This window comes from Idiomarina xiamenensis 10-D-4 (genome assembly GCF_000299895.1).
Classification (GTDB): Bacteria; Pseudomonadota; Gammaproteobacteria; order Enterobacterales; family Alteromonadaceae; genus Idiomarina; species Idiomarina xiamenensis.
Genome location: NZ_AMRG01000005.1, coordinates 85,664 through 103,112, shown reverse-complemented (window position 1 = coordinate 103,112; position 17,449 = coordinate 85,664). Strand labels below are relative to the sequence as shown.

12 protein-coding genes are annotated in these 17,449 nt (G+C 51.9%); 5 read left to right on the top strand and 7 right to left on the bottom strand.

The genetic code is table 11. From position 1 onward, the window contains the following. Positions 1-113: 113 nt before the first annotated feature. Complete coding sequence (gene rpoZ / locus A10D4_RS05215; RefSeq protein ID WP_008488192.1) at positions 114-389, bottom strand: DNA-directed RNA polymerase subunit omega; 276 nt, start codon at positions 387-389, stop codon at positions 114-116. A 55-nt stretch (positions 390-444) separates the two neighbouring features. Further along, positions 445-1,089, bottom strand: coding sequence for a guanylate kinase (gmk, locus tag A10D4_RS05210; protein ID WP_008488191.1), 645 nt, complete (start codon positions 1,087-1,089; stop codon positions 445-447). 145 nt (positions 1,090-1,234) lie between these two features. Between gmk and A10D4_RS05205 the strand changes: the two genes are divergently transcribed. From A10D4_RS05205 to A10D4_RS05190, 4 genes are all read left to right on the top strand, one after another. After that, positions 1,235-1,831: a LemA family protein gene (locus A10D4_RS05205; RefSeq protein WP_008488189.1), complete on the top strand. Its 597-nt coding sequence runs from the start codon at positions 1,235-1,237 to the stop codon at positions 1,829-1,831. A gap of 16 nt (positions 1,832-1,847) precedes the next feature. Beyond that, a complete protein-coding gene (locus A10D4_RS05200) occupies positions 1,848-3,488 on the top strand; it encodes a M48 family metallopeptidase (RefSeq protein WP_008488187.1) in 1,641 nt (546 codons plus the stop codon). Positions 3,489-3,600: 112 nt separating this feature from the next. After that, the gene (locus tag A10D4_RS05195; protein ID WP_008488186.1) at positions 3,601-4,296 is read left to right on the top strand and encodes a TorF family putative porin; all 696 of its coding nucleotides are present in this window, start codon (positions 3,601-3,603) and stop codon (positions 4,294-4,296) included. Between the two features lie 57 nt (positions 4,297-4,353). After that, positions 4,354-6,480, top strand: a complete 2,127-nt coding sequence (locus A10D4_RS05190; protein WP_008488185.1) for a methyl-accepting chemotaxis protein — start codon at positions 4,354-4,356, stop codon at positions 6,478-6,480. On the opposite strand, the gene A10D4_RS05185 is transcribed toward A10D4_RS05190, so the two are convergent. Next, positions 6,458-6,976: a hypothetical protein gene (locus A10D4_RS05185; RefSeq protein WP_008488184.1), complete on the bottom strand. Its 519-nt coding sequence runs from the start codon at positions 6,974-6,976 to the stop codon at positions 6,458-6,460. The genes A10D4_RS05190 and A10D4_RS05185 overlap by 23 nt on opposite strands. 139 nt (positions 6,977-7,115) lie before the next feature. Here A10D4_RS05185 and A10D4_RS05180 point away from each other — a divergent pair, with 139 nt between their 5' ends. Further along, positions 7,116-7,976: a DUF3667 domain-containing protein gene (locus A10D4_RS05180; protein ID WP_008488183.1), complete on the top strand. Its 861-nt coding sequence runs from the start codon at positions 7,116-7,118 to the stop codon at positions 7,974-7,976. Here the strand turns inward: A10D4_RS05180 and arfB are convergent. From arfB to recC, 4 genes are read right to left on the bottom strand one after another with little or no spacing between them, the layout of a single operon-like run. Further along, complete coding sequence (gene arfB / locus A10D4_RS05175) at positions 7,973-8,386, bottom strand: alternative ribosome rescue aminoacyl-tRNA hydrolase ArfB (RefSeq protein WP_040502587.1); 414 nt, start codon at positions 8,384-8,386, stop codon at positions 7,973-7,975. The two genes, A10D4_RS05180 and arfB, sit on opposite strands and share 4 nt — an antisense overlap. Positions 8,387-8,391: 5 nt before the next feature. After that, complete coding sequence (gene recD / locus A10D4_RS05170; RefSeq protein ID WP_156812082.1) at positions 8,392-10,335, bottom strand: exodeoxyribonuclease V subunit alpha; 1,944 nt, start codon at positions 10,333-10,335, stop codon at positions 8,392-8,394. Further along, positions 10,332-13,964 carry an exodeoxyribonuclease V subunit beta gene (gene recB / locus A10D4_RS05165; protein ID WP_008488180.1) on the bottom strand — a complete coding sequence of 1,211 codons (3,633 nt, stop codon included), beginning with the start codon at positions 13,962-13,964 and terminating at the stop codon, positions 10,332-10,334. The genes recD and recB overlap by 4 nt, the downstream gene beginning before the upstream one ends. Then, the gene (recC, locus tag A10D4_RS05160) at positions 13,961-17,422 is read right to left on the bottom strand and encodes an exodeoxyribonuclease V subunit gamma (protein WP_008488179.1); all 3,462 of its coding nucleotides are present in this window, start codon (positions 17,420-17,422) and stop codon (positions 13,961-13,963) included. The genes recB and recC overlap by 4 nt, the downstream gene beginning before the upstream one ends. Positions 17,423-17,449 lie beyond the last annotated feature (27 nt).

The following is a 17,449-nucleotide window of genomic DNA, read 5'->3' as shown; positions in this document are numbered from 1 at the left end:
TTTAGCTGCGTATACACGCATAGACAGGTTCAAACACGGAGACTTTAAGCAGTATGCCAACGGCGCGATGCCGTTGGCAAGAACATCATTGACTGGCGGTGTGCTAGCGGGATTTATTCAACACCACGTAAAGCGTCAACAGCCGCCAACTCGTCGGCTTCCTGCTGCTGCATGACGTTGCGGTCGTCTTGGTCCAAACGCGAGGCGTCAACCAAGCCTTCTTCGATTTCACGTAAAGCCACAACGGTCGGCTTTTCTTTGTCGTTTTTCAGCTCTAACAACGGATCTTTACCATGAGCTAATTGGCGCGCACGGCGTGCAGCGACCAAGATCAAGTCAAAACGATTACCAATGCGGTCAACAGCGTCTTCTACGGTTACGCGAGCCATAACTTACTCCAAAAATGCCGAACGAATTCTTTAAAGGGTCAAGAATTATACGGAATTACGCGCCATTCTCCAAGAGATCTTTAAGGATCGCCGCGTGCCGCACTTGTTGCGCGGGTGTGCGTAGCCGTTGGGCAAAGACAATATGCTCTAATTGAGTCAAACTGTGGTCGAAGTTGTCATTGATAATTAAATAATCAAACTCATGGCAGTGCGACATCTCCGCATGCGCTTTTGACATACGCCGGGTGATGACATCGTTACTATCTTGTCCACGCTTGCGCAGTCGCTGCTCCAGTACCGCCAAACTGGGCGGCATAATAAAAATCGACTGCACGGCTGGATACACTTCACGAACTTGCCGCGCACCCTGCCAATCAATGTCCAAAAACACATCGATACCACGCGTTAACGTTTCTTCGATGATTCGGCGTGAAGTACCATAATAGTTATCAAAGACTTGCGCCCACTCATAAAACTCTCCAGCAGCGATTTTGGCTTCAAACTGGGCTTTGCTTAAAAAGTGATAATGCTCGCCATCACGCTCACCGGGGCGCGGTTCTCGCGTCGTCGACGACACCGATACTTGCATTTGATGATGTTCGTGTTTTTCCAATAAAGCATTGATTAAGCTGGATTTACCAGCACCGCTAGGGGCAGCGATAATAAACAAATTACCGTGCGTTAAAGGTTTGTTACTCATGCAAGCTGTTCGTTAGTGGCAGTCTTTGGCAAAAAAGCATAGCATGATGTGTAACTTCGCGCGACACGCACGCTAACGGATGCTGCTGTCGTTGTGACGGTTAACATCAGTTTTTAAATGCCGCTCAGTTTTAGGGATAAACACTATGACCACGACTACTTGGATTATCATTGCTATCGTTGTTGTTCTGATCATTTATTTGATTAGTATTTACAACAAGCTCGTCAACCTGAAGAATCGTTACGAAAATGCCTTTGCGCAAATCGAGGTGCAGCTAAAACGACGCCACGATTTAATTCCCAACCTAGTAGAAACCGCCAAGGCTTACATGTCGCATGAACGGGAAACGTTAGAAGCGGTAATTGACGCACGTAATCAAGCCGATAATGCCCTCAGCCAAGCCAAAGGCAACCTCAACAGCGATGCCGCCATGGGGCAACTGGGTCAGGCTGAGTCAGCGTTAGGTAGCGCGTTGGGTCGTTTGAACGTGGTCATGGAAGCTTATCCTGACTTGAAAGCCAACCAGAATATGATGCAGGTGTCAGAAGAACTGACCACCACCGAAAACCGCGTCGCTTTTGCGCGTCAGTCATTTAATGATGCGGTGACCAACTACAACAGCTATAAGCAAGGTTTCCCACCGGTTGCCGTTGCTGGCCTCTTTGGTCATGGTGAGGATGCATCGCTACTGGAATTCGCCGATAGCGAAGCCATTCAAAACGCGCCTAAAGTGTCATTTTAAGGTGTTGTAAGCAGCTATGGACTTTTTTCAACATCAACAAGATGCTCGCCGCAACACCGGATTACTGGTGTTGCTGTTCAGCTTAGCGGTTATCGCCATCGTCGCCCTGGTGGTCGTGGTCGCCTCGTTGGCGTTCTTTGGCGCACTACCGTGGCAAAGCTTCGCTACCGATGGGCAACCGGTCGACCATGGCCTACTGCTCAACGTTGCCGGATTGGTGGTGGCAGGTATTGCTGTAGTGATGTTGGTACGCTGGCTAAGCTTGCGCGGTGGCGGTCATGTCGTTGCCGAACGCTTAGGTGGCGAACGCATCAGTGCCGATACGCAAAACTTTCAACAACGGCAGTTACTTAACGTGGTTGAGGAAATGGCGCTAGCGGCCAACATGCCAGTACCAGCGGTGTATGTGCTGCCGCACGAAACCGGCATTAATGCGTTTGCTGCCGGCTATCAAACTAAAGACGCGGTGATTGGTGTCACCCAAGGCGCCTTAGACAGCTTTGACCGCGAACAACTGCAGGGTGTCATTGCGCACGAATTCAGTCATATTCTTAACGGTGACATGCGCTTGAATATCCGGCTTATGGCCGTTATCGCGGGCATCATTTTTCTTGCCCACGCTGGTCGCATTTTACTCTATGTCCGTGGTGGTGGTGGCCGCAATCGCAATAACGCGCTGCCGCTTATCGGCCTTGCGTTAATCGTGGTCGGCGCCATCGGAGTGCTATTTGGTAACTTGATCAAAGCCGCGGTTAGCCGTCAACGTGAGTTTTTGGCCGACTCTGCTGCCGTGCAATTCACCCGTAATCCGGATGGGTTGGCGGGTGCTTTAAAGCAAATTGGTGCGCGCCAACAAGGTAGCAAAATCGAGCATAAAAACGCCGACGAAGCCGAGCATTTGTTTTTTGGTCAAGCGCTTAACCACTGGTTTTCGTTAATGGCCACCCATCCACCGCTGAACGAGCGTATCAAGCGTATTCAACCCGATTGGGATGGTCATTATCCTGAACCGCAACGAGCACCGCAGCAAAGCAACAGTAGCGACAACGCCGCCACAACCGCGGCGCAACAACAAACCGCTAAACTCGCGCTGGCGGCTGCGGTCATGGACGCCTTGCATCAGCCAAGCCAAGTCACACAACAGCTCGATCAGGTGATTGACCATCCGGCCCAATTCAAGGCTGGTGAACGCATCGATGCGATTAATCTTGCCATGACGGCGTTGCGGCAGTTACCGGAAAGCGAACAGCAACAATGGCTGGACCGTCTACGTCAGCGTATTCTTAATAACAGTGACGAAGTCGGTTACGAGCGTATTATGCAGTGGGGCTTGTATCAATTATTAGCGTGGCAACTGTCACACAAGCAGCGCAGCAACCGCTCACTGAGTCAAAGCGATGCCGAAAAGGTCAGCATGGATATACTGTATGGCGCCAGCTTAGAAGATACCTCAGCGGTGCTTGACGATGCTTTATTGGCGATTGAAAAGGCGCTCAATCAGTTGCGCCAACAAGCGCCTAAAGATAAGGCCGCAATTATCCAACGCTGGTTGCAGCAGATCCATCGTGATGGTGTCGTTACCGATGCCGAACAGCGTTTGGTGGTGGTGTTGGCCGCCTGCATCGATGCCAATCTACCGGAACACAGTTTTAGTTAAGTCTTCACTTAAAAATGTTCAGATAATCACTCAGTTATGACGTTTGCGTTATTGCGCAAACGTCATTCTTTGCTATCACTGTTATATCACCCGCTCACAAAAAGAGTCACTGATGTCACGACCTCGCGCCGTCAATATCAGTTTGCAATCCGTTGTCGCTGGTTGCGCTCTGTTTATCTCACCGTTAGCACTTGCTGACTTTGCAGCTACCGCCACCGTGGTTTCCGATTATCTGTTTAACGGGGTATCGCAAACGCAAAATAATCCAGCCCTACAAGGCAGCATTGATTACAGCCATCAAAACGGTGTATATGCTGGCAGTTGGGCGTCGCAAGTCGATTACAGTGATGGTAGCGATTGGGAGGTCGATTTTTACGCGGGCTACAGTCAGCCGATTGACAGCCGTTGGTGGTACGACGTCGGTCTAGCCCACTACAGTTACTACGGCGGTGATGACAGCAGCGCCGGGAATTATCAAGAAATCTACGCTGCACTTGGTTTCGATAACTGGCAAAGCAAACTCTGGTATTCCGACGACTACGCCGGTAGCGGCGCACGCCACCTGATCATCATGCTCAGCTATCAACAGCCTATTACCGACACTTTAGATTGGTTTATCAGTGCCGATAGAAATATCAGTTTAGATGAACAACAGTACCGTTGGTCGACCTCGAACCGAGCCTACAATCATGCTCGCGTCGGTGTTACTTATCGCTGGCGCGGCTTTGCCGTCAGCGCCAGTGCCGAGAGTACCAACTTAGAAGATGATAACCGCCACTTATGGTTAAGTGTCAGTCATTCATTCTAAAGCCACCCCAGCAGCCGCTTAACGGGCTGACGCTAACTTCAATAAGGTGACCTATCGATGAAAAACCTGCCACTACAATGGAAGCTGCTGTTTTGGTCCGCGTTATGTTTGATACTGACCGTCAGTATTCTGATTGGTTACTCGTTTGTCGCGAGTCGTAGCGCACAGCAGCAAGTCCAGCGAGATAGCCAGCAACTGCTTGAGCAGGAGGTACTGCATCGCTTAGGCAGTGTTGCCAGTGAGCAGGCCGCTCTGATAGCTAACCGTATAGGCCGCGGTTTGACGGTGTCGCGTAGTCTAGCCGATACCTTGAGCGCTAGCGTTGAGCGCAATACAGCGTTAACCCTAACACGCGACGAAGTGCGGGATTTGTTGCGCGCGACCATTAACTCCAGAGATTATATGGGGGGCTTGTATACCGACTGGGAGGCCAATGCCTTTGATGGGCGTGATAACGATTTCTTAAACGCACCGCAGCACAGTATGCCGGGTGTCGGCACGGTTGATATCTATTGGAACCGTTCGCCTGATGGTCAAGTTGCCTACGAAAAAACCTTGGCTAAGTACAGCGAGAAAAAAGACCAATACGGTAACCGCGAATCGGAGTGGTATTTGTGTCCGATGGAAACGCTCAAGGTGTGTATTCTCGACCCCTACTACTATGAGGTTCAGGGTGAGAATATCCTAATGACATCATTAGTCGTGCCAATCACCCAAGAGGGTCGCTTTATGGGGGTCGTTGGTACCGATATTTTTCTCGACTTTATCGCCAACAGCATCGCCGAAGCCAGTGCTGATTTATATCAGGGCGCAGCGGTAGTTGACGTTATCACCGCCAGCGGCCGCGTGGTTGCCAGCAGCGATAAAAACGTTAAAGCGGGCGGTACGACGGGCAGTTTATACGGCGCTAACGAACAGCAAATTATTGACGCCATCGCCAGCGAACAAGCACAACCGGTGCTTACCCAAGCGGGTGAATTAGCGGTAGCGGCGCCGCTCACTTTCCCCGCTAGCAACGTGCGCTGGGGAGTGTTGCTAAAAGTTCCCGAGCAACAAGCCTTTGCTGCTAGTCAGCAATTGCACCAGCGTTTAGAGCAACAATTCACCACAACCTTGTGGGCGCAGCTCAGTATCGGCGTACTTGTGACCGCAATCGCCATTGTTGCGCTGTTTATTTTTTCTAAGAGCATTACCCGCCCTATCGCTAAACTACGCGACCGCGTGCACGATTTGGCACAAGGTGAGGGCGATTTGACACAACGCGTCAACGTCGATAGTCATGCCGAATTAATCGGTTTAGCGCAGGGCATCAACGCCTTCACCGAAAAACTACAAAACATCATGCGCGGCTTGCATAAAACGGTCACCGAAGTGACTGCCCAGGCGGACGATTCCGAGCAAATTGCGGCACAAACCCATCAGGGTATACATGCTCAACAACAAAATATCGAGCAAGTCGCAACAGCCATGAATGAAATGGCATCGACCGCGCACGAAGTCGCACAGCACGCGGAATCGACTGCATCTGCGGCGAAACAGTCGCAGCATGAGGTGCAACAAGCCCAACAGGCAGTACAAAACAGTGCATCACATATTGATAAGCTGGCCGGCGAAATCGACGACACCGCGGCGGCCATTGAGCAATTAGCCGAACATAGCGACAACATTAATAATATTCTCGGCGTCATTGTGGGTATCGCTGAACAAACCAATTTGCTAGCCTTAAATGCCGCCATTGAAGCAGCGCGAGCTGGCGAGCAAGGTCGCGGTTTTGCCGTGGTTGCCGACGAAGTTCGCACACTGGCTTCACGCACTCAGCAATCCACCGAAGAAATTAATACCTTGATCAGCAATTTACAACGCGGTGTCAAACGTTCGGTCGAGGTTATGCGTACCAGTCGAGAGTCCACCGACAGTACTGTTGAACAGGCAGGTCTAGCGGTATCGCAGTTGCATCAGGTCGTTACCGCGATTGAGCAAATTAACGATATGGCTTCACAAATTGCCACTGCCGCCGAGGAACAGCACTTGGTTTCTGAAGACATTAATCGCAACGTCACCAACATCGGTGATGTGGCGAGGGAGGTTAACGACGGTGCTGAGCGTAGTTCAAGCAGTAGCGCTCGCATGCGCGAATTAGCCCAGCAATTACGTCAGCAAATTAATCAACTGAAGGTCGATTAACGACTTCGGCATAATCGCTTAAATCAATAGAAACCGCCAACCAAGGGCCTTGCGCTGACTGAATCAAGGATAGCTGAGGTTGGTGGCTATCGATTAATAAGAAAATCGAATCGCCGCTGGCGGTCTGATACCAGCCAGCCTGCAAGTTGGCAAAATGATAGCCATTTTTCCAAGCCAAGGGTTGCAGCGAGGATTGCTCAAATTCGCTCAATGTGAGCGTTTCTATACGCTTCACTTGCGCACTATCGAGATTCATTTGATACAGTCCAGCAACCACCTTGATACGCTGTTTATCGACCTCGATATAATGATGCCCGCCAAGCAAAATGGTGGCGCCTAAATAGATGACCAAGCCCAGCGCCAAGCAACCGGCAAACCCCCAGCCCGATAGCCGTGCGCTAATAAAGGCTAATAACGATAACAGTGCAATGACGCCCAATGTCAGCATAAACAACCACATGTGGCCGCTGGCATCCAGCGCGAATAATTGCATCATAATTGACTTCTCCTTACCGATGACGGCTTAGCCGCAGCATCATCATATTTATAGCTGGGTTCGCTAGCGCTATTTCCTTAGCCGTCAAAACAGCGCATACTGAACGCTCAATTATCGCGTAATAAAAATAAAAACTATCATGGACGCAACCTGCCGAAATTGTGGCACCCCATTACAAGGTGAGTATTGTCATCACTGTGGGCAGCCAGACCGCCAATACTTACGCAATATACTGTATGCCATTGGTGACCTTTTTGGCGAAATCGGCCATTGGGATTCACGTGTATCACGCACCTTAAAAGCGGTTATATTTAGTCCCGGACGATTATCGTTAGCCTTCAAACAAGGTCAACTCGCTCGCTATGTACCACCCTTAAGGCTGTACTTTTTTACCTCGTTAATCGTGTTTCTTATGTTATCAGTGGTATTCGATATTGATCAGATCTCGGTCAACCAACAGCAAAAAAATCTTACCGCCGAAGAAATTCGGCAGTCTGATTTTCGTCTTGATTTTTTAGACGACGAAGCTCAAGTAACTTTTGACGAGCGTGTCGCGTACCTCGCCAATAACCCCAAGCTACTGATCAAGCGGGTTTTTTCGTTAGCACCGCAAGTGCTGTTGTGCATGCTGCCGATATTCGCGTTACTACTCAAGCTATTCTATATCAGGCGTCATCATTATTATATCGAACATTTAGTGGTGGCGTTGCACTCGCATACCTTTTTGTTGCTAACGATCTTGACTATCACGCTGTTCGGTTCAGCCGGTGAATACTTAGCGCAGCAGCAAGAGTTGACTTGGCTGCAAAACGCACTGAACTTTGCCGTTACCATACTGGTCGGTTGGCTACCCATTTATATGCTGCTGACACAAAAGCGTTACTATCAACAAGGATGGCTAAAAACTATCGTTAAGTATGGTCTGATCTTTGTCTGCTATAACCTGCTATTAAGCTGTGCATTTATCGCTTTAATCGTTTGGGGTGTGGTTACCGCTTAATCGGTTAAGCGCTGCCGACGCAACGCTTTTTTCTGGCTTTGCTGTTGCTTTTTTTGTTGTCGCCGCGCTTTGACAGCCTTAGTCGGCTTGGTCTCGATGCGCTTTTTCGGTGTATAAGCAACGCTGCGGATCAAGCTGACCAACTGCGCTAATGCCAGCTCTCGATTATTAGCCTGACTGCGCGTTTGTTGGCATTTGATAATAATTTTCCCGCCCACGGTAATGCGATGGTCGTTTTTATTTAATAATCGCTGCTGATAAAAGTCTGGCAGCGATGATGCGCGAATATCGAAAATGAGCTGCACAGCGGTAGCAACTTTGTTGACATTTTGACCACCAGCACCACTGGAACGGATAAACTGCCACTGCAGATCTTGCTCACGTAGACTCACGCGTTGCGAAATTTGCATATCCACTAAAAGTTCTCCTGCGCTTCATTTAAAGCTGCCAACAAACCGCTGCTACGCAATGTTCGTTGTTCAATAGTTTGCGCTACGATCGAACGCTTAGCACTGAGTAATGTAAAATGCTGCTTGGCGCGGGTGATGCCGGTGTATAACAGTTCTCGAGTCAGTACTGGATTCGATTGTGGTGGCAGTACCAAGGCACAATGATTAAATTCTGAGCCTTGCGATTTATGCACCGTCATCGCGTAAACCGTTTCGACGTCGCTTAAACGACTCGGCGACAACCATCGTAAACGGCCGTCGGCACCAGCAAATACGACGCGCAACTGTGCCATACCCGGATGCCATAAACAGAGACCAATGTCGCCGTTCATCAACCGTAACTGGTAGTTATTGCGTTGCATCATCACTGGCCGACCATGGTACCACTGATGGCGTCCATCAATCAGACCTCGCCGCTGTAAACTATTGCGGATCAGTTGATTAAGGTGCTCTACTCCCCAGTCGCCACGCCGTAATGCCGCTAATAGTTGAAACTGCGTGTAATGTTGTAATAGCCCTCGAGCCCAGCGCTCAAGACTCGTCTCGTCGTTGTCAGGCTTGCTACGGGCAGCCTCAAAGAACGTTTGATAAGCCGCCGCCGCCCAATCGGCTACGTGCGTTAAGCTCGGTTGTTGCCAACTAACGTCGGTGCCATACTTAAGTATACCTAACGCATCCATCGTTGCGCCCTGATTAACCGCCTGCGCCAATTGGCCGATGCCTGATTCGGCACTAAAGCGATAGCTATCACGCAGCATCACCGTACACTGATTAGTCGGTAATCCAGCAGCGCTACCGACTGCGGTGTTGGTTTCGGCAAACGGCGTCAACGATGCCGCGCTATAAGGTTGTAACTGGGCAATGGTATTGGCGTCGTAGCCCCCGGCTGCGGCACCCTCGCATAAATCGCCCAACACCGAGCCAGCCTCAACCGAAGCGAGTTGATCTTTATCACCCAATAAAATTAAACGACAATGAGCGGGTAACGCATTTAACAACGCCGACATCATCTCTAAGTCGATCATTGATGCTTCATCAACCACCACCACGTCGGCCGGTAATGGCCGCTGCTGGTGATAACGAAAGCGTCGACGCAGAGGTTGCACGCCCAATAGCTGATGCAAGGTGGTGACTTGCTCGGGTAACGGTTGTGCTTGCGGCAACATCGCACTGACCTCCGCCACCTTACTGCTCAACGATTCACTTAAGCGCGCCGCGGCTTTACCGGTGGGGGCTGCCAGCTTGATAGTCAATGGTGAGCTGGCGGCGCGCTGTAACAGCGCCAGCAGTTTCACCACCGTCGTGGTTTTACCGGTACCCGGACCACCGGTGATGATGGCAAATTGGCGTTGCGCCGCTAACGCACAAGCGAGCCGCTGCCAATCAGGGCTTTGCCCATCGTCGCTATCGCCAAACAACGCCGCCAACCATTGTGGCGCCGCGGGCGGCAACTTAATCGGCTGTTGCAGGCGTTGGCGAATAGCCGTCACCACTTGCTGTTCAGCTTGATACAGTCGAGTCAAATACAGACGTTGATTAACCAGCGTCAATGGCGCCGCTTGCGCTAACTGCGGATGACCGCGGCTATCCACGGTCGTCACCCAATCGCTTTGAGACAGCGCCTCAATACACTCCGCTAGTGAGTACTGACTCATAACGTCGTTAGGACGTTCACTAAAGCGTTCGGCAAATTGATTCTCGGGTGGCAAGCTCAGTAAGCTATCGGCGTCTTGCCAAAGTTGTGACAAATGTAAACAGGTATGCCCACGGCCGTATTGGTGACTGACCAGCGCTGCCAATAATTGCACCACCGGTGCGGCGGGTGCTATACCGTTGAGGCTACGCACAAAGGCAACATCAAGCGCCCGCAACCATTCACGCTGCTGCCAACGCTGCAATAACGCCATCATAGGCTTTCCCCACGGAATAGCTGGTCTAGCTGTGTCAGTAACTGATAGCTTATCGGCAGTTGATACTGACCCTGTTGCGGTGACCGTAAAAACCAATATATCGCGCCGCCCAGATAACGCTCTGGCTGGACTTGATAATCGGGTAAACGGTTGCTTAATAAGCGGTGTAAAGCCAGCATATATAAGCATGCCTGAACGTCATAACGGGCTTCAAGCAGCGCCCGTTGCATCGCCTCCTGATCATAATCGGCGTCGCTCGCACCCAACCAATTCGACTTGTAATCGATAACCCAATACCGTTGTTCTGCATCGACGGCGGTCAAATCGATAAAGCCTTTCAACATACCGTTCATTTGCTCGGGCAATAGGGCCGGACGCGCCAACCCCGGCCAAACGTGCGCTTGAATCAACTGGTCCAAGCGCTGTACGTCAACCGCCTGTGCCTGCATCCAGAACTCCATTTCGGCAACGCTTTGTGACAATCCGGTCAGGTTCGTCTGACAGGCTTGTAATGGCGTACTTAAGACATTGACTAACCAGTCTTCAGCTATCTCTTGCCACTGCTGCCAACCACGTTGCTGCAAGGCTTGCTGTAAGCGTTCTGATAACGCACTTTGCCAGCTAAAGCCGAACTGCCAGGCATACTCCAACAGGTCATGCAGCAAGGTTCCTGCTAACGCACCGCGCGGAAAACCGTGCATGCTCAGCACCTCGGCTTCGGCCACCATTACCGGCTCGCGCTCATCCAACAACAATGCTTCGTTAGCACTATCCGGCGCCGGCGTCTGGCTAGCAGTATAGCCATCGTCGGCAATACGCAAAGCCGAGTAACTGGCAATCCACCAACGTTCGCGCACTAATGCTGAAGCCAATGTTAACGCCGGCTGTGGTTCAGCCTCATCAAGCAGCGTTAGCTTGGGTTGCGTGCTCGGTAACGGTTGCCGCTGCCAAGGCAAACGCGCAAGCGCATCAGCTAATTGCGCCGCTGTCGGTCGCGCCGCTAACGCTAACAGTTGGCCCATCGCACTTAACTCGGTTTTGGCATATTTGGCGTTACCCTCGGCGTAACAAGCTAACCCCAACCAGCAACTATAAACCGCGCGGGTCAGCGCTACATATAGCAAGCGCCGCGACTCTAACTGTGCATCATGCTGTACCTGTTGCAGGCTGTTGTCGCCCACCGCAACATCAAAGTGGCGCGCCTGTTCACGGTAATAAACGCCCTGCTGGCTTTTGCCCGGCAGTCGATAGCTGCAAGCAAAAGGAATGAAAACCAAGTTGTATTGTAAGCCTTTAGACTTATGAATGGTCACTACCCGGACTAGCTGTTCATCACTCTCTAAGCGCAAGATACGCTCTTCGTGACTGCCGGGTTGCGCAATTTGCTCGGCAAACCAACGCAATAAACCGCTTTGTCCATCGCGTTGCTGGGATTCATGCTGCAGTAATTCGGCAAGATGCAGCACATTGGTCAAGATGCGTTCGCCATCGCTGCGCATTAACCAGCGCTGCGCCAACGAAAACTCATCTAATAAGGCGCGTAACATCGGCAATATCCCCTGACGCCGCCATGTCTCACGCAAACCGCGTAATTGCTCGGTTAATGCTTCCCAGGCCAATTCATCTTCTTGCCAGCGCTGTAATTGCTGGTCGCTGAAGCCCAGCAACGGCAGCGCCAAGGCGGCGCGTAGTAACGATTCTTGTTCGATGGCTAACAACGCTTGCAGCAGCGCTAACAAGGTTTGCGCTTCGTCGCTGTCAAAGATATTCTCGCCTTCAGACAAATACACCGAACGCACGCCGCGCGCCGCTAAAGCCTCGCGGACTAGGCGTGCTTGTTGGCGGTCTTGCACCAGTATCGCCATATCGGCGGGTTTTACCGCGCGGCTCTGTTGCTTATCACCGATCACCGCTGTCGAACTCGAATCACTCGCCAATAGCTGCGCAATTTGGTCGCCACAAGCGTTCGCCATGGCACTCAAATAATCGCCCTTTTTTAGCTGTTCCGGGTCGTCATCCAATAACCAATAGTTCATCGCCGGTAGCGGCTTACCAGCGCGGTACACCTGCTGTGAGCGACCTTGGCTTTGCACCGCGACAAACGGTAATGGGTTCTCCTCAGCGCCGTCCTGCGGCGCAAAACCAAATGCCCCGCGCGGTTGCTGTTCGGCTTGCATAAACAGGGCGTTGACCGCCTCGACCAAAGCCGCGCTAGAGCGGTAATTGCGTGGCAAGTTATAGTGCCGCCCCTGCGTTAACTCACGCGCCTGCAAGTACGTATGAATATCGGCACCACGAAAACCGTAAATCGCCTGCTTCGGATCACCAACCAATATTAACGCCTGCTGCTGACTATCAACCTGCGGATAAATACGGCGAAACATGGCGAATTGTAACGGATCGGTATCCTGAAACTCATCTACTAACGCCACCGGATACTGCTGCCGAATACGTGCCGCTAGACTATCGCCAGACTCACCATGCAAGGCATGATATAGCCGCGTCAGTAAGTCATCGTAAGTCAATTCTCCGCGCTGTTGTTTACGCTGGTTAAACTCCGCGGCAATCCACAGCGCGGCGTGATGTAGCACCACATAGCTATCGACGCTGTCTTGCTGTATAAGCAAGTGCAACTGCTCGATGGTATCGAAAACTGGATGCCGCGGCGCCTCTGCACCTTTTTTGGTTTTTTCTTGTAAACGGCTCTGGCTGTATTGTAGTAAGCGCTTCTGCAGCGCCTTATCGGCCACATCCAAGGGCTCTTGCTGGTACATTAAAGACGCTAGCCAAGCACGGTCAGCGGGCCACTGCTCGGCCTTGTAACTGGACTTGTGTAAGCTGCCCTCAGCCATTGCCTGATCCAGCAGCGTTAAAACACCTTCATCCAGCTGCTGACGCAGTTGTATTTGCAACTCGGTTAATCGCTGTTGATAGGCAACAACCTGCTGTTCTAATGCTTGTGGCGGTTGTGGTGGCGGCAACGGTTGTCCATCCACCATATAGGTTTGTAATTCACTGCTGGCAGATAGCCAAGGGCGAACCCGTCGCAGCAGCCGCTGTGGTTTGCGCGCCACGTCACCCAATGCGGTCAATAACTCGCGCGCAACTGGGTACAAAAACTGACGAAAATAATCGCGTGCCACCTGCAACAATAATTCGTCGCTATCTAATGCCAACTGCTCGGCAAAACTGGCGCCCGATTCAAACGCGTGCTGGCTCAACATGCGCTGACACCAGCCATGAATAGTCAAAATCGCCGCTTCGTCCATCCATTCTGCCGCCATACTTAATAACGCCGCACAATCGGCATACTGGTGTGCTTGGTAATCCGCCAAAATATCCGCCATGACCTCGTCACAAGGCAGTTGACCGCGACACATGGCGGCAGCGTCAATCAGACGCTGGCGGATACGTTCGCGCAGTTCAGCGGTCGCCGCCTTGGTGAACGTCAGCACCAAAATATCGGTCGGCAATAAGGCTGCCGGAGGCCGACTTTGCGGATCACCATGGCCCAGAACCAAACGCACATATAACGCCGCCAGCGTGTAGGTTTTCCCGGTACCCGCGCTAGCCTCGATTAAGCGTGTGCCCTGTAACGGAAAGCGGCTAACATGAAGCGATTGACTCATGCTGAATACTCCCCATTCGCGGCCTTATCGGCTCGTGCTTGGTCATCTCGTGCTTGGTCATCTCGTACTTGTTCATCAAGTAAGGGCCCATACAAGCGGTCGGCATAGTCAGCAAAGCCAGCCTCCCAAAGCGCCTGAAAAGATGGAAAATAACGTTGTAAGCGCTGGTCCTGCTGGCCTTCGCCAGAGCGCTGGTAATCGCCCTCATAAACTCGCTGCGCGAGCCGTTGGTCGCCGCTGGTTAACCACGCAAAAGCGGTCTTTGGTGCCAGCGGTAACGGCTGTTGCAGGCTCTCACGCCACACCGCCACCATGCTATTTAAGCGCTGTAACGCTTGCTGCTGAGTAAAATCGGTCAATACAATTTTATCGTCGGTACCATACTGTATTGCCGTCAGCGGTGCGCCACTGGCATTCGCTAGTAATTGCGACAAGCGCGCGTCGCGCAAGGTATGCCAGCGCGGCTGTCCTTTATCGGTGACCGCCGCCGGCCGTAATTGCAACAAGGCCAAGCGCTGTTGCCGGTTTTGATAACAATCATCTAGCCGGTCTTGCAAACGCAGACCATCTAACGACAGGTCGAGGTCTAACGGCTGTGTCAGCAATTGCCAGCCCTGATCATCACTTTGCAGTCGTTGCCATACCGCCGCGACACGGCTTTGTAGGCGCGCTAAGCTGATGTCGCCGAGGCCCTGCAATGGCAGACAGCCCTCACGTTGCAATTGTTGCAATGCCTCCGCCACTGAGCCTTGCTGCTGCAGCAGTAAACGTCGCAATAAATCACTGCCCAACAGGTAATAATCCAGTTCGTCTAAGGCAAACGGCTCTTGGTCCAGTAGCACAATATCTTGCCGCGCTGGACGCGCGCCTAAACGTTGCTGCAGAAAATATTGCACCGGATGACGCAGCAACTCACGCAATGCCTGCAGATTCAGTTCGGGTAATTGCGATTCGGTCAACGCGGCAATACCTTGCGCAGACGGTGGTGTGGTTGTCGCGCTATGCACCCGCTGCCATTCATGGGCATAGGTGCGCGGCCCGCCTTGCGTAAAATACTGCCGCGAGAAGGGCTGTAAAGGATATTCGTTAACCAAGCTAGCGCTGGCTTTTTCGCCATCTGCGGTTTGCCAATTCTGGTCAACCACATCTAACAACTGACTCACCAGCACGCTTGGCGGTAACACGCTATTATCACGGACATTACGACCCAGCCAACTGATACTCAACGCTTGCCGCGCGCTTAACAGCGCCTCTAAAAATAAATAACGGTCGTCGTCACGACGCGAGCGGTCACCACTACGATAGTGTAACGCCATTAAATCAAAGTCATCGGGACGGCGGGTACGCGGATAATCGCCATCGTTCATGCCCAACATATAAATGCGTTTAAAGGGAATGGCACGCATCGGTAGCAAGGTCGAAAAAGTCATACTGCCAGCCATAAAACGCTGACTCAATCCGGCTTGATCGGTCATGCTTAACCAAGCCTCGCGCATCACCGATAGCGGTAACGCTTGTTGATAATGACCGGCGGCTGCGGCGTCAGCTAACGCTTGCATGGCATCCAGCAAGCGCGCTTGATGGCGGCTGTCGTGCTCGTCGCTAAAATCAAAGAAACTCTGCAACAAGCCGTTTTCGCCATTGAGCAATTGCTGCCAATCGCTAACAAGGCGCTCAGACTGCTGGCTTAAGCTGCGATACCATTGCCCCAACTGGTCAACTAACGCCAGTACCGGGCCCAAGTCGGCAGCCGCCAGACCACCGATATCGGCATACGGCGCACGGTCGTGCCAAGCGTTGTTAGTGTCGCCCATGGCATAACCCAGCAGCAGCCGTTCAATACCAAATTGCCAACTGTAGCTGTCGCCCATGGTGGCAATACCGACCTGTTGCCGATGCTCACTGTCTAAGCCCCAGCGCACCCCCGACTCGGCCAGCCATAAGCGTAGCTGCGGCAAGATCTCAGGATTTAATTTAAAACGCCGCTGAATAGCCGGTACGTCAAGCAAATCGACCACTTCACTGGCGCTCAAGCGCTGTTCGGGTAAATACAGCAGATATTCCAGTGCGATCAGCAACGGTACTTCGCCGCGTAATGCCTGATCGGCCAAGGTATAAGGCAAATAGCGAGGGTCGTCACGACCTATACGACCAAAAACGGCATGAATCGAGGCACTGTAAGAGGCGATGTCGGGCATCATCACGATCACGTCACGGGGACGCAATTGGTCATCGGCAGCAAAGTCGGCCAGCAACTGGTCTTGCAGAATTTCGACCTCGCGCTGCACACTATGCGCCACTTGAAAGCGGAGACTGGTATCGCCAGCAGATAGCGTTAATTTCTGCTCGGCTGGGCCACGTAATTCCAGTATGTCGTCTTGAATACGCTGCAATAGCGGCAAACTGTCGATGGCCGACTGCGGCTCACTAAATAAATCAATACGTCCTTCGAACCAGTCTTGGTAGTGTTCGGGCTGGTCAAACTGATCTAATAAAGCAATGTAATCACGCGCTTGCTTGCCCAGACTGGCTAGCAATTGCGGTGCATGCAAATGCAGCAATTCACTTTGCAGGGGTTGTGGTAAGCCGGGCTTACGCTGCTGCCTTTTGCGCCAACGCCGGACTTCATCTTTATGGGTAGAAATATCACCCCAGTGCCAACGACAAGGGTTCAGCACCGCTAACAACACCTGCCGATGCTGCGCCAACGCCGCTAGCAGCTCTAAGGTGGATTGCGGCAAAGTCGATATACCAAATACGACAATGCGCGGCGGTAAACTTTGCGGTTGCTCAATTTGCCCTTGCTGCAACGCTGCTAGCGCCTGAGTATGTACGTCAGCGCGACTAGAGAACTGGCTGGGCGCCGCCAGTGTCGCCATATCGTCACGCAACAAGCGCCACAAAGCGGCTTGCCAACGCTGCTCTTGCGGTAACGGTTGTTGCCGCCCTTGGCCGTCTAGCAAGACATCATTGCCGTCACTCCACAGCTGCAACCAGTCGGCTCGGTAAACTTGATATTGGTCGTATAGATCGGCTAATCGTTGCGCTAAATAGTACGCTTTACGACCATCTTCGTCGGCACGCAGGTAGCGCTCGATAGGGACATAAACGTCATCGTTTAAGTCTTTTAAAAGACGTAAAATACGCCAACTTAAATTATCTTTATCGTAGGGTAAGCTGGTCGGAATACGCTCACCGAGTACCGCCCGGTATAGCCGCCAGACAAATTGGTTTGGTAATTCCACCCGTAGCCCGGCGGCGATACCGGGATGGTTGTCGGCGGTTTCGGCTAACGCCATTTTTAGCCATTGTGCGATACCATTGCTCTGCACCAGTATCTGTTCTTGCGCCAACGGTGGCACCGGCTGACGAGCCATCCACTGCACCATGAGGTCGCGCAGAGTTTCCAATCGATTGGCATGAATAATCGCCAAACCGGGCTGTATCGCTGCTACCATGCACCACGCATCCGTTGCCAATTGAAA

Coding starts and splice junctions, on each gene's coding strand:
- rpoZ (WP_008488192.1), bottom strand. CDS start 389: ATGGCTCGCGTAACCGTAGAAGACGCTGTTGACCGCATTGGTAATCGT.
- gmk (WP_008488191.1), bottom strand. CDS start 1,089: ATGAGTAACAAACCTTTAACGCACGGTAATTTGTTTATTATCGCTGCC.
- A10D4_RS05205 (WP_008488189.1), top strand. CDS start 1,235: ATGACCACGACTACTTGGATTATCATTGCTATCGTTGTTGTTCTGATC.
- A10D4_RS05200 (WP_008488187.1), top strand. CDS start 1,848: ATGGACTTTTTTCAACATCAACAAGATGCTCGCCGCAACACCGGATTA.
- A10D4_RS05195 (WP_008488186.1), top strand. CDS start 3,601: ATGTCACGACCTCGCGCCGTCAATATCAGTTTGCAATCCGTTGTCGCT.
- A10D4_RS05190 (WP_008488185.1), top strand. CDS start 4,354: ATGAAAAACCTGCCACTACAATGGAAGCTGCTGTTTTGGTCCGCGTTA.
- A10D4_RS05185 (WP_008488184.1), bottom strand. CDS start 6,976: ATGATGCAATTATTCGCGCTGGATGCCAGCGGCCACATGTGGTTGTTT.
- A10D4_RS05180 (WP_008488183.1), top strand. CDS start 7,116: ATGGACGCAACCTGCCGAAATTGTGGCACCCCATTACAAGGTGAGTAT.
- arfB (WP_040502587.1), bottom strand. CDS start 8,386: ATGCAAATTTCGCAACGCGTGAGTCTACGTGAGCAAGATCTGCAGTGG.
- recD (WP_156812082.1), bottom strand. CDS start 10,335: ATGATGGCGTTATTGCAGCGTTGGCAGCAGCGTGAATGGTTGCGGGCG.
- recB (WP_008488180.1), bottom strand. CDS start 13,964: ATGAGTCAATCGCTTCATGTTAGCCGCTTTCCGTTACAGGGCACACGC.
- recC (WP_008488179.1), bottom strand. CDS start 17,422: ATGGTAGCAGCGATACAGCCCGGTTTGGCGATTATTCATGCCAATCGA.